Annotated in this window: 13 protein-coding genes; 3 read left to right on the forward strand and 10 right to left on the reverse strand. The window is 63.1% G+C overall.

The genetic code is table 11. The features are described 5' to 3' along the window. Positions 1–11: 11 nt before the first annotated feature. The 3 genes from CGK93_RS14895 to CGK93_RS14905 form a co-directional block, all read right to left on the reverse strand. The gene (locus tag CGK93_RS14895; protein ID WP_089595504.1) at positions 12–3,041 is read right to left on the reverse strand and encodes an AAA family ATPase; all 3,030 of its coding nucleotides are present in this window, start codon (positions 3,039–3,041) and stop codon (positions 12–14) included. Next, positions 3,038–4,210 carry an exonuclease SbcCD subunit D gene (locus CGK93_RS14900; RefSeq protein WP_089595505.1) on the reverse strand — a complete coding sequence of 391 codons (1,173 nt, stop codon included), beginning with the start codon at positions 4,208–4,210 and terminating at the stop codon, positions 3,038–3,040. Before CGK93_RS14900 ends, CGK93_RS14895 begins: the two co-directional genes overlap by 4 nt. Positions 4,211–4,281: 71 nt before the next feature. Beyond that, positions 4,282–5,232, reverse strand: a complete 951-nt coding sequence (locus CGK93_RS14905) for an aquaporin (RefSeq protein WP_089595506.1) — start codon at positions 5,230–5,232, stop codon at positions 4,282–4,284. On the opposite strand from CGK93_RS14905, the gene CGK93_RS23625 reads away from it, so the two are divergent. Beyond that, complete coding sequence (locus CGK93_RS23625; protein WP_157731843.1) at positions 5,231–5,368, forward strand: hypothetical protein; 138 nt, start codon at positions 5,231–5,233, stop codon at positions 5,366–5,368. The genes CGK93_RS14905 and CGK93_RS23625 overlap by 2 nt on opposite strands. A 48-nt stretch (positions 5,369–5,416) precedes the next feature. Here the strand turns inward: CGK93_RS23625 and CGK93_RS14910 are convergent, their stop codons facing one another. Together CGK93_RS14910 and CGK93_RS14915 are read right to left on the reverse strand one after the other, a co-directional pair. Further along, positions 5,417–5,767, reverse strand: a complete 351-nt coding sequence (locus CGK93_RS14910) for a DUF202 domain-containing protein (protein ID WP_232481327.1) — start codon at positions 5,765–5,767, stop codon at positions 5,417–5,419. Positions 5,768–5,780: 13 nt separating this feature from the next. Then, a complete protein-coding gene (locus CGK93_RS14915) occupies positions 5,781–6,137 on the reverse strand; it encodes a YidH family protein (protein ID WP_332460055.1) in 357 nt (118 codons plus the stop codon). Positions 6,138–6,218: 81 nt separating this feature from the next. Between CGK93_RS14915 and CGK93_RS14920 the strand changes: the two genes are divergently transcribed. Then, entirely contained in the window at positions 6,219–7,289 is a 1,071-nt protein-coding gene (locus tag CGK93_RS14920) for an ADP-ribosylglycohydrolase family protein (RefSeq protein WP_089595508.1), read from the forward strand. A 6-nt stretch (positions 7,290–7,295) separates the two neighbouring features. Here CGK93_RS14920 and CGK93_RS14925 read toward each other — a convergent pair whose 3' ends face one another. The 5 genes from CGK93_RS14925 to CGK93_RS14945 all read right to left on the reverse strand — a co-directional run bounded on the left by CGK93_RS14925 (position 7,296) and on the right by CGK93_RS14945 (position 11,040). Beyond that, positions 7,296–7,853, reverse strand: a complete 558-nt coding sequence (locus tag CGK93_RS14925) for a DUF4395 domain-containing protein (RefSeq protein WP_089595509.1) — start codon at positions 7,851–7,853, stop codon at positions 7,296–7,298. Between the two features lie 66 nt (positions 7,854–7,919). Continuing rightward, a complete protein-coding gene (locus CGK93_RS14930; protein ID WP_089595510.1) occupies positions 7,920–8,930 on the reverse strand; it encodes an exonuclease domain-containing protein in 1,011 nt (336 codons plus the stop codon). 96 nt (positions 8,931–9,026) lie between these two features. Beyond that, on the reverse strand, positions 9,027–9,713 hold the full coding sequence (locus CGK93_RS14935; protein WP_198318233.1) for a hypothetical protein: 687 nt from the start codon (positions 9,711–9,713) through the stop codon (positions 9,027–9,029). Further along, on the reverse strand, positions 9,710–10,642 hold the full coding sequence (locus tag CGK93_RS14940; protein ID WP_089595511.1) for an ABC transporter ATP-binding protein: 933 nt from the start codon (positions 10,640–10,642) through the stop codon (positions 9,710–9,712). Before CGK93_RS14940 ends, CGK93_RS14935 begins: the two co-directional genes overlap by 4 nt. Continuing rightward, positions 10,639–11,040 carry a GntR family transcriptional regulator gene (locus CGK93_RS14945; RefSeq protein WP_198318234.1) on the reverse strand — a complete coding sequence of 134 codons (402 nt, stop codon included), beginning with the start codon at positions 11,038–11,040 and terminating at the stop codon, positions 10,639–10,641. The genes CGK93_RS14940 and CGK93_RS14945 overlap by 4 nt, the downstream gene beginning before the upstream one ends. A gap of 131 nt (positions 11,041–11,171) precedes the next feature. Here CGK93_RS14945 and CGK93_RS14950 point away from each other — a divergent pair, with 131 nt between their 5' ends. Beyond that, a complete protein-coding gene (locus tag CGK93_RS14950; protein ID WP_198318480.1) occupies positions 11,172–11,933 on the forward strand; it encodes a DedA family protein in 762 nt (253 codons plus the stop codon). Positions 11,934–11,986 lie beyond the last annotated feature (53 nt).

Here is an 11,986-nt window from a genome sequence, read left to right on the forward strand (position 1 = left end):
GGAACTTTGGCCTAGGCAGGAACCAATTCGGCAATGCGCACGGTGGATCCATGGCGACCCTTCACCACCTGCACCTGGCTGGTGATGCGTTGCTTCATCTCGGCAACGTGGCTGACCAAGCCAACTACCCTGCCGCCGTCGCGCAATCCTTCCAGGGCATCCATCACTTGCTCCAGTGCTTGCTCGTCGAGACTTCCAAAACCTTCGTCCACGAACAGCGTCTCGATGTCCACGCCACCAGCCTCTTGCTGGACAACATCGGCCAGCCCCAGGGCAAGGGACAACGAGGCCATGAAGGATTCACCACCGGACAGGGTGGAGGTGTCGCGGCGCTGCCCAGTCCACTCATCCACCACGTCCAGCCCCAGCCCCGACTTTGCGCCCCTGGCTGCCTTGGCATCCGTATGCTGCAAGGTGTAGCGGCCGTCGCTCATGGCAACGAGCCGCTCGGAGGCGGCGATGGCTACCTGTTCAAGGCGGGCGGCCAGGACGTACGTGTTCAGGCTCATCCGGTAACTGTTATCACCGGCTCCCCTCACTGTGTCCGCCAACTCTGCCAGCAGTCGCGCCTTGTTCCGCGGCTCCTGGCCGGCGTGGGCAAGGGCCAGGTACGCCTTCCGGAACCGGGCCACAGCTTCGGACGACTTTCCAGCCAGGCCTGCAGCCAGAGCAGCGGCGCGGGACTTGTCGGCAGCATCGGATGCCAGCAGTTTTGACCCGGTAAGTTCGGCCTCCGGCAACGGAAGCTCGCCAATACTCACTTCTTTGGCTGCCAGGACCAGGTCCTCGCCGGCAAACAGCTCATCGAGGCGGGAAGATTCAGCGTCGAAATCGGCGAGGTCCTTCTCAAGACCTACAACGTCGGCGGGCGGCAGGAGTTCACGACGCGCTTCTTCGGCAGTGCCGAATCCGGCTTCCGGCAAGACCCGGTTGAGGGAGGCGACGGCGTCTTCCTGTGCCTGCAGGGCACTTTCGACGTTCCGATCAGCATCATGTGCCGCCTGCAGCAGCGTGCGCTCAGCCGACAGGGCGTCCAGCCTTTCACGCAGACTCGGGAAACCGCCCCTCAAACCAGCCAGCTCCTCCTCCAGGTCATTGTGCTGTTCCCCAAGAAGGGACACCTCCGAAGACACTTGGGCTGCAGCGGCCAGTGACGAGGACAGTTCTTCCGTAACGAGGATGATGCGTTGGGTCAGGGACTGGTGCCGGCTGCGCAGCGTCTCCAAGGACGCTGCTGCCGTGCGGGCCGCAGAGAGAGCCTGCTGGGCATCCGCCCGCTTGGACTCAGCGTCGGCCGCGTCCGCTGAACCTCCTTGTGCCTTCAGCCCGGCGAGAACCTGGGCCGCCGCGGAGACTTCCTCGGCGAGCTCTCCCACGGCTCTCTCACTGACGTCAAAACGCTCCTTCAGCTCTTCCTCTTCCTGGGCCAGGGAGAGGGCTGATCGTACTGCGGCAGCCGGATTCGGGTGGTCTTCGCTGCCACACACGGCGCACGGCGTGCCGTCTTCCAGGGCTGCTGCCAGTTCGCCTGCCGCGTTGGCAAGGCGTAGCTCGCGGATGTCGAGCCACTGCTGGCGGACATCCTGGGACTCGGACCGCGCTTGGAGATGCTTCCCGGTGATTTCGTCCGCATTTTCGGCGGCAGCGGCATAGCGGGCCACGATACCTACCAATTCGGTGGCCGCCGCAGCCTCCCTTTCCAGCTCTGCCAGTTGCCCAGCGACAGGTTCGAGGGGCCCGATCTGTGTTTCCACTGTGGCAACGTCATCACGAAGCTGTTCCAGCGCGGAGCGTGCCGCTTCCGATGCTGCGGCATGTTCAGCCGACTCGGCCCCCTTGGCCACCAACCGTGCTGCCATCCCGTCCAAACGCTGCTCATCGGGAAGACGTGCCTCCAGCACAGCGCAGCTTGCCTTGACGCTTTCCAGGGCCGCGGCGAGGTTCGCAGGGTCCATGCCTGCTTCGTCCATTTTCGAGCGAATCCCGGCTGCCAGGGCTGTAGCGGCCTGGAGCTTGCGTGCTGCGGTATCAACGGCTTCCAACTGACCGCTGAGCACGGCAGCACGGCGATGCCGACTGAGCTTCTCCCTGTTCTCATGTGCACGGGGAGCAGCCAGCTCAACCAGTATCCGCCGCTGCATTGCGGCGCCAAGACGCCCGTGACGCAACGCTTTCTCCTGGGCTTCCTGGAATTTCCCTGCGAGTCGGGCCGCCACGGACTCCGCTTCCGTGGCCTCGTCCTGACGACGCTGCCACACGGCAACTACCTCGGCTTCCGCCTCGGCAAGCCACTCCTCGGGCGCTTGTCCTGCCGCGATGGTGGCAGTGGTGCCTTCTGAAACCCCTGACGCGGTTTGGTGCACGTCCAGCTGTTGCCGCTCAGCGGCAACCCTGTCCAGCAGCATGGTCAGTTCCGCAGTATTCTCCTGCACTGCCCCGGCCGCGACAGCAGCTTGCTGGGCGACGTGGCGTTCAACGGCTTCAAAGCGTTGTGTGCCGAACAGTTTCTGGAGGAGTTCCAGGCGGTCGACTGCCTTGGACCTGAGGAACGCGGCAAAGTCACCCTGTGGCAGCATGACCACCCTGGTGAATTGCTCCCGGTCCATTCCCAGGACGTCGGAAAGCTCAGCTCCTACCTCGTCATTCCTGGAGGACTTCTCTTCCCAGGTTCCGTTCACCCGTTCGCGGAGGAGGGTTTTGGCCTGCTGCGTGGTGAAGCCATTGCGCCCACGGGCACTGGGACGATCCCATGCGGGCGAGCGCGTCACTTCGAAACGACGTCCCCGCGCAGAAAACTCGCACACCACGCGTGGTTCAGCACCGGGGGCCGCGTGATCGCTGCGGAGCCGTTTGCCTTCCTGACGGGCGCCAGGAACGGACCCGTACAGGGCAAAGCAAATGGCATCCAGGATGCTGGTCTTCCCGGCCCCGGTGGCGCCGTTGAGGAGGAACAGTCCCTGCGCACTGAGTTGATCGAAGTCGATGTGCTGGGGCGTGGCGAACGGGCCGAACGCTTCGATGTCCAAGCGGTGGATTCTCACAGCTCCGCCTCCTCCAACCGGACAGCTTCAAGGGCTTCTTTCAGTGCGGCTTCTTCTGCATCTCCGGAACGGCGGCCCCGGACATGTTCCAGGAAGCCGCAGCAAACGTCGAGGTCATCTTCGGCCTCGGCGAGCCGGCTGCTGTAGCTTGTCTTGGCCCGGGGCTCACCGCCTTCGGGGTCGAAGGCAAGGACCAGGGTGTCGGGGAAGCGGCTGCGCACCCTCTCCATCGCCTGGGCAGGCCGCTCGGTATCCGTCAACGTGATCTGGCAGTAAGCACCTTCAGCCCACGCATGTTCCTCGGACGCCAGCAGTTCCTCCAGCGGGCCGCGCAGGATGGCCAGTGGTTTGGGCGACTCCCACAAGACCTCTTCAACCCCGACGACGCCGCCTGGGCTGATGTCCACGAGCCAGGCACCTTTATGGTGTTTGGCTTCGGAGAAGGAATAGGCCAGCGGCGAGCCGGAATAGCGGACGTTGGGAGCCAGCTCCTGGCGCCCATGGAGGTGGCCCAATGCGGTGTAGGCGAAGTCCTCGAAGAGATCCAACGGCACGGCGCCCAGTCCACCGATACTGAGGTCTCTCTCACTGTCCGAGGTAATGCCTCCGCTGGCGAAAGTGTGCGCAAGGACTACTGGGTAAACCGGTCCGGCTTCCCGACGGTGCTCGACATCGCGCCGAATCCGTTCCACAGCCGCCAAAGTGACGTCGAAGTGGTTGGCGGTATCGACGCCCATGCGCTCGGCCACCAGCCGGGGCTCAAGATAGGGAATGCCGTAGATGGCGACATCCCCGCGGCTGCGGTCCGTTCCCAGCGGAAAAACCACCGGTTCGTCCAGGTCCTCCACCCGGGTCCGGAGGTGCACTCCCCCGCGCTCCAACAGCCGGGAGGCGAATCCCAGCCGGATGGCGGAGTCGTGGTTGCCGCTGGTCAAGACGACGGCGGCGCCTGCCTGCGTGATCCGGACAAGGGCGTCATCGAGAAGTTTCACCACGTCCAGGCCCGGCAAAGCGCGGTCGTACACGTCGCCGGCTATCAGGACGACGTCAATGGATCTGGCTTCGACAAGCGATACCAACTGGTCCACGAAATCGCGCTGGGCTTCGAGCATGCCAACGCCGTGAAATGATCGGCCGAGGTGCCAATCCGAAGTGTGAAGTAACCGCATATTCCCAAGTTAACCGGGGGTACCGACAATAAAGCGCAGGCAAGCCGACCGCCGTCGATCCTGTCTGGTTTCTAGCCCTTTTTGCCGTCGAAGAAGTCGCGGGCGTCATCGTCGGCGGCCGCAGCAGGTGCTGGTGCAGGGTTGACGGTGTCCTTCTTCGCAGGAGCCTGCAGCTCCTTGGCGCCACCGGTTTCAGCGCCGTCCCCAGTGAGGTCGTGCTCAGCGTCGAAGGCAGCATTAACATCGTCCCCATGGGCGGCCTGGAAATCCGCTGACCCGGTACCGTTGCCCTCCGAAAGGCCCTGGAAGCCACGGAAGACCAGCCCGGCCAGCGCCGCGCCCAACAGCGGCGCCACCCAGAAGAGCCACAGTCCTTCGATGGCCCAGGAAGAGCTGAAGAATGCCTGTGCCGTTGCCCGCGCAGGGTTAAAGGGAAGGTTGCCCAGGACCTGGCCGAACTGAAGCAGCACAACCATGGCCAGGCCCACAGCGAAGGGAGCCAAGGCGGGAACCGCCCTGCGGCCGGCCGTCGCCCCCAGGAAAACTGCCACAAGCAGGGCGGCACCAAGGATTTCAACCATCAGGACGCCGGCCATCTGCGTTTGGGCCGCAGCATGTTCGCCGTAGCCCGGCGCCACGACATCGAAGGCGGCCCGGGCGTCCTTCAGGACGGGGACTGTGGTGACCACAAAGTAGATCAGCGCCGCACCTGCAACGCTGCCGATGAGCTGCGCCGCCAGGTAGGCCACGGCGGCTACAGCCCGGATCCGGCCGGCAATCAGGTTGCCCAGGGTGATCGCCGGGTTGAAGTGTCCGCCGGACACATGTCCGAACGCCAGCATGGCCACTGTCACGGTGAGCCCGGCTGCGAGGGCCACCGGTACGGGCGCCCCGCTGGGGTTGGAGAAAATCCCGACACCCACCGCCACGACCACAATGAACATCGATCCCAAAGCTTCAGCCGACAACCGGGCAGTGAACCCCGGTTGGTGGTCGGGTGTGGCCTGTACAGGAGAGGTCATGTCGAATGTGTCCTTACGGTTGATCTGGATGCTGGCCTTGCTGGCCCCGCAGCGTGCTGCACGCTCTGATGTAGCTGACGACTGCCCGGCGCGTCAAGGGCGTTGGCACGCCGGGTTGGAAGCCGATGGCCCTTGAGCATTGTTCCAGCCGAGTCTGGGCAGTTGCTGAATCCTGTCTCCGAGCTTAGCCGCCCAGTGCAATGGCCGCGATCGCCGTACCGCCAAGGCCCATCACGGCCACAGTGCTGACCAGGACCAGCCGCGCGGAAGCAGCGTTGTTTCCGGCCTGGAGTTGACGTGAGCGAACCCACACCACGGAGGCCAGGACGATGGTGGCGGCGGCCGCCATGAGGGCGCAGATGCCCTGATAGTCAAGTCCCGGGAGCCCGGCGACGACGCTGGCGGTGGATGGCTCGGATGTCAGCCAACTCCGCCAAATAAACAGGTCAACCACCACCAGAGAGATCAAGGTCCGGCGCCATGCCAGGGTTGTACGCTCCGGTTGAAGGCCTGGATCGCGGACCTCCACACTCACAGGATGCCCTTCATCACCGGGCCACCAGGATCAGCACCGCGAAGGCGAAGGCTGCCAAGGCCACCACGATGGTCATGAATAACATGACGCGGGAGAACGGAAGAGCTTGGTCGTTGCGCATCGCCGCTTCCATCTGCCCCCACCTGCGGTAGGACAAGGCGGCCAAGCCCGCTCCAACCAGCGCCAGCAAGACGCAGAGGACCACTCGAACGGGGGTCGGCGCGATGTTGGGAGCCAATTGGTCAACAGCCACCGCGCCGGCAAGCAGGGCCAGGGAAGTGCGGATCCACGCGAGGAAGGTACGTTCGTTGGCAAGCGAGAACCTGTAATCAGGTGTCTTGCCGGTCCGTCGCCAAGCAGGTTCACGCACGCAGTCTCTCCAGGGTTCATCGGTGCCGGGCAGCTTCCCCACCATACCAGCGGGCGTTCACGGGCACGGTAAGTTACTGGCATGAGTGTTGAACCTTCCTCCCCCGTTGCGCCGTCCTTCGAATCCCGTGTCCACGGCTCACTTTTGGGTGGAGCACTGGGCGATTCCCTTGGTTACGCCGTGGAGTTCGATTCCATCGCAGCGATCCGCGCGCACTACGGTGCTGCCGGACTGACCAGCTTTGGACAGCTCAAGGACGCAAGCCATTTTTCGGACGACACCCAGATGACGCTGTACACCGTTGACGGCCTGGTGGAAGCCCTCGAATGGGCGAACGACGGTGTGGCAGCTGACGAGATCGCCTGCCTGTGGCTCGCCTACCTGCGGTGGCTCAACACCCAGGACGTCGCTGTAGCCTCTTCCGCCCCCGTACCCCAGCCCCGGTGGATCGACGCCCAGGAAGTGCTCCGGCACCGCAGGGCACCGGGGAACGCATGCCTGAGCGGCCTGGCAACCGGTCAGATGGGTACGGTCGCGCGCCCGGTCAATCCCGACTCCAAGGGATGCGGCACGGTGATGCGCTCGGCCCCCTTCGGACTGATTCCCCACATCTCCCAGGAGGCTGTCTACAAGCTGAGCTCCGATGCCGCGTCCCTGACGCATGGGCACCCGTCGGCCCGCCTCAGCGCGGCGGCTTTCAGCTTGCTGATCCATCACCTCGTGGCCGGACACGACGTCCGCAGCGCTGCCAACGAGGCACTCGACTACGTGAACGGTGTTCCCACCAAGGCGCAGGAACTCGTCGAAAGGCTGGAAGCGGCCTTGCAGTTGTCGCAGCAGTCCACCGTCCTGAACCCTGAAGACCTGACCGCAGCGCTCGGCGAGGGCTGGATCGCAGAGGAGGCACTCGCCGTCGGGCTCTACTCCGTTTTGGCCACGAGCGGCAACTCACCGGCGGACCATTTCCGCAACGCAATTGCAGTTGCCATCAACCACAGCGGCGACAGTGACTCCACCGGATCCATCGCCGGAAACATCCTGGGCGCCTTCTACGGCGAAGAATGCCTCCCGGGCGACTGGCTTGAGGCTTTGGAAGCACCCGGGGTCATCCGCGGCATGGCGGGCAGGCTCCTCGCCGTCACCACTGGCTGACAGGTACTACGTGCTGCGCAGCGTGATGTTGTTGCAGGCCTCGCAAATATCGGCCGGAATGAGGCCACGGCGCTGCAGGAAGCCGAAGATCGCGCAGCCGAGGCAAAACCCGACGAACGCTTCCAAGGACGCCGCAACGATCAGAAGCGCCAGAAGGAGCCACGCGGCCGGCTGGTAGCCGATGAAGAACAGCACGACGGCGGCACTCGTCAACGCGGCACCGATGCCTTGCGCGAAACGCTTGGGCGGACCGGCCACCAGTTTGGCGTGCCCGATTCGTGGTGCCAGGACCTTGACAGACAGCAGCGCCAGCGGAGAGATCCGGGGACCAAACAGCACGCGGAGCCAGAAGCCGGCGGCAAGAATCACCAAACCCCAGCCCCAGCCGGTCAGCAGGGTTGCGACAGCCAGGACCACTACCAAACCTGCCGTGATGCGCGCGGCGTATTCGTTCACGGGATTGGGAAACGCGAAAACAGCCCGCCAAGCAGCCCCACTCGCAGGATGCACAGTATCCTCGGCTTGCCGGCGAACCGCTGCTGGAGGAAGTGAGGGCTTGGTCATGCCCCAAGGCTAGGAGCGCAACTCTTCCAGCGGGAAGCATTGTTGCGCAGTATGACCGTTTGCGGGTCAGGCCCCGCCCACCATTTGCAGGAACTCGCCCTCGGACACAACCTCGATCTGCTGGCCCTTGGCGTGCAGTTCCAGGACCCGCTTGGCTTTGCCAGTGAGTCGTCCGGCGCGAAGGTCGCCTGCTACAAAGCCATCGCCAACGATAAGCACGGTGGTCCTTGCCGTCACCCGGCTTTCGGGGCGGGCTCCCATGTCCGCGGCCCGCGATTTGGCTTCCGGCCGCGTGATAGCGAGATCACCCGTGAAAACCACCGTCTGCCCGAACAAAGGATGCCCCGGCTCCGCAGCGGGATTGGGCAAGGGGTTGGGCCCTTCCTCAGGCCAGGCCGACCATCCACTGGGGCCGCCAACGGCTCGTTCCAGGGCCCCCTCTGCAGCACTTCCCGTTTTGGCCGCGAGCGCAGAGAGGGTCGCTTTGGAAAGGCCCTGTGCGGGATCGAACGCCGGCTGCTGGGGGAGGTTGAGGCCCAGGGAAAGGTATAGTTCGGCGATGCTGTTGGCGTTGTTCCGCCGGGCGATGTCCACCAGGATACCGGCGCAGGCCCGGGCGTCTTCGGCGGCATCGTGATGGTTGACCAAGGGCACGCCGGCCTCTTCCGCGGCATACGGTAAGGAGTTTGACACCAACGAGTAGCAGCGCCGGGACAGCATCACCGTGCAGACATAGTCATAGGCAGGTCCGGCAAGGCCTGATACTTCAAGACCGGAACGAATGACGCCGAGGTCGAAGGCAGCGTTGTGCGCGGCAAGGACGTCGCCACCTATGAACGCGCCGATTTCCGGGAAGAGTTCACCGAACCGCGGGCGGCCGGCAACGTCCTCAGCGCGGATGCCGTGGATGCGGGTGTTGTGGAACTCGAAGTGATCGTGGTTCTCCGGCGGGCGCATCAGCCAGGACGCTTCCTCCACGACCACTCCGCCGCGGACTTTGCTGAGGCCTACCGAGCACGGCGACCCCCTGAAGCCGTTGGCTGTTTCAAAGTCGATCGCCGTAAAGTCCAATGCCACTGGACAAGGTTACAGCCGAAAAAGGCCGCCCCTTCCGATTTGCGCGGTGGGGCGGCCCTTCTTGCTTGCTTTGTGGTCAACGCGACATTTCGGTGACTACGGAGTGGCCCTGCGCAGGGTTGTGTAGGACCCTGCAGCGAGGACGACGCACAGGAGCGCAGCCCAGCCGCTGATGGTGAGCGGCGTCTGCTGGGCGAACCAGTTCCCGATCACTCCCCACCACTGAAGCAAGGTGGACAACGCGACGATGCCAATCAGGACCAGCCCGGTTCCAAGGGTTGAGATCAAGGTCCCGGTTGTCCCCCAGCGCTTGAAGATGGTGGCGAACCAGAATCCGATGATGAACATGAACATCATCACTACGAAGAAGAACGCTGCGGTGGAGTACCACGGCCCGTCCGTTACCCACGGGATCTTGAAGAAGTATCCGTAGACACCCCACCCGTTGGTGGCCGCTTCAATGACGCCGCCCAGAAGGTACAACCCTGTCATTCCGAGTGCAATGAGGGAAAAGAGTCCCAACGTTCCCAGGTAGAACGCCTTGCGGCTGATGCTCAGACCCTGGGAGAAGGGAAACACCAAGGTCATGCTTTGGATCCCCAACACCAGGAAGTACCACAGGGGGGCCTGGCTTCCCCCGCCGTATTTGCCTTCCTGGACCGGGATCAGGGCGAAGATGGCCAGCGACATCAGGAAGGAAGCCGCGAGGATGGTCAGTGGCCATCCGATGTACGTCCACTTATTGATCAGCTGCATCCGGGCAACTGCTACTGTCCTGCTCATCGCTTTGCCTCCATCGTGTCATCGGCGAAGTTTCCACGACCTGTTCCCGGCGCTCCCGTTCCGGCCATGGTCTTGCGGACCACCAATTGCTGCAGGGAAACGGGAGACAGTTCGAGGCCCAACTCCTGCGCTTCGGTTCGCTCGCGGCCGCTGAGGGCCTCATCCACCGTCACAGAAGCCAGGGACCCCAGCGTCTCGCGGTGCAGAATCTTGCGGCCGGCCAGGAATGCGTCCACCTTGTCCGCTGATCCCGAAACGGTGACGGCCGAACCACGGATCTCGTCGGCATCTGCATCCATGATGATCCGGCCCCGGTCGATGACCACCACATGCTCCAGCAGGTTGGCCACCTCGTCGATCAGGTGGGAGGACAGGATGATGGTGCGCGGGTGCTCTGCGTAATCCTCCACCAGGCGGTCGTAGAACAACTGGCGGGCGACGGCGTCGAGCCCCAGGTAAGGCTCGTCGAAGAACGTCAGTTCCGCTCGCGAGGCCAGGCCAATGATGACCCCGACGGCGGACAACTGACCGCGCGAGAGCTTCTTGATCCGGCGCTTGACAGGGAGCTGGAAGTCCACGGCCAACCGGTCGGCGAAGTCCTGGTCCCAATTCTTGTAAAACAGGGCTGCGGATCGGAAAGCGTGCTGGGGCTGGAAGTCATCCGGATATTTCTGTGCCTCCCGGATGAAACAGAGCCGGGACAGGACGGCATCGTTCTCATAAGCGCTGGCCCCAAAGACCAGCGCTTCTCCTGAGGTCGCGAAAGCCTGGGCGGTCAGGATGGACATCAATGTGGTCTTGCCCGCGCCGTTGCGTCCGAGCAATCCGTAGATACGGTTTGCGGAGAGTTGCAGGTTGACGTTGTCCAGTGCGTTGAGGTCTTTGTAGTGCTTGATCAGGTTACGGGCCTCGACGATGGTGTCGTTCACAGGGCCGCGCTCCTTTCCTTGTCTGTCCCGGATTCCGGGTCAAGCCCGGAGCTGCGTTCAATCATGGTGTTCAGTTGCTCCGCCGAAATGCCCAACTTCCGGGCTTCCAGTGCCAGCGGCTTGACGTACTGCTCCACAAACTCTTCGGTGCGGCGCGCGATCAACTGGGCGCGGGCTCCTGTTGCAACAAACATCCCTATCCCCCTGCGTTTATAAAGAACTCCTGAATCCACCAGCACGTTGACACCCTTGGCAGCGGTTGCCGGGTTGATGCGATGGAAAGCTGCAAACTCATTGGTGGAGGGCACCTGCGATTCCTCGGCCATGGTGCCGTCCACGATTCCGTTCTCGATGAGTTCGGCGATCTGCAGGAAGATCGGCTTGGTGTCATCGATCACGAGCACCTCCGCCTCACTGGTTCATTACTCATGTAACTAACCATACAAGCAGCGAAGCAAGAGTCAAGGGTTCTCCCCCGAAAATCACGACGGCGGCCGTCAAGTAGGCTTGATGGGTGATCTTTTCTGCGATAAACGACCTTGCCGTATCCACTTTCGGGGGCGCGGGACCGGTTCAGCCCTCCATGGCTTCGTTCCTCCCGGACTGGTTGAACCCCGACGTATTCCTCCGCGACTCACCGCTGGGACCGTGGGTGGTCCTGCTGGTCTGCGCCATTGTTTTTGCAGAAACAGGCCTCCTGGTGGGCTTCTTCCTGCCGGGTGATTCGATGCTGTTCACGGCCGGGCTGCTGGTCTCCACCGGTGCCATCGAATTCAACCTGTGGGCCATGTGCGGCATGATCATCGTGGCTGCCATCATCGGCAACCAGACCGGCTATCTCATTGGATCGAAGGCCGGCCCGGCCATCTTCAACAAGCCGGATTCACGGCTTTTCAAAAAGGAAAATGTGGAGAGCGCCCATGCGTTCTTCGAAAAGCACGGTGGCAAGGCGTTGATCCTGGCTCGCTTCGTTCCCATCATCCGCACTTTCGTGCCGGTGATCGTGGGCGTTGCGCAGATGGATAAGCGTAAGTTCTTCCTGTTCAACGTCATCGGTGCAGTCCTCTGGGGCGGCGGCGTTACCCTGCTCGGCGCATGGCTTGGCCAGTTCGAGTGGGTTGGAAACAACATCGACATCATCTTCATTGTCATCGTCCTGATCTCGGTCATCCCGATCTTCATTGAAATCGGGCGTGGATTCGTGGCCAAGCGCAAGGCGGCAGCAGCAGGCACCGACCCCGTGGAAGAGTTCATCGAGGAACATGAGGGCGGCAAGCACGGCGAGCACTGAGGCTCACCGCTCAAGTACGACAAAAGGCACCCCGCATGGCGGGGTGCCTTTTG

The organism is Arthrobacter sp. YN (genome assembly GCF_002224285.1).
Classification (GTDB): Bacteria; Actinomycetota; Actinomycetes; order Actinomycetales; family Micrococcaceae; genus Arthrobacter.

Bases quoted from the DNA above. Each gene is read 5' to 3' on its own strand.
- CGK93_RS14925 (WP_089595509.1), bottom strand. From the start codon at position 7,853: ATGACCAAGCCCTCACTTCCTCCAGCAGCGGTTCGCCGGCAAGCCGAG.
- CGK93_RS14920 (WP_089595508.1), top strand. From the start codon at position 6,219: ATGAGTGTTGAACCTTCCTCCCCCGTTGCGCCGTCCTTCGAATCCCGT.
- CGK93_RS14935 (WP_198318233.1), bottom strand. From the start codon at position 9,713: ATGAGCAGGACAGTAGCAGTTGCCCGGATGCAGCTGATCAATAAGTGG.
- CGK93_RS14900 (WP_089595505.1), bottom strand. From the start codon at position 4,210: ATGCGGTTACTTCACACTTCGGATTGGCACCTCGGCCGATCATTTCAC.
- CGK93_RS23625 (WP_157731843.1), top strand. From the start codon at position 5,231: ATGTCGAATGTGTCCTTACGGTTGATCTGGATGCTGGCCTTGCTGGCC.
- CGK93_RS14905 (WP_089595506.1), bottom strand. From the start codon at position 5,232: ATGACCTCTCCTGTACAGGCCACACCCGACCACCAACCGGGGTTCACT.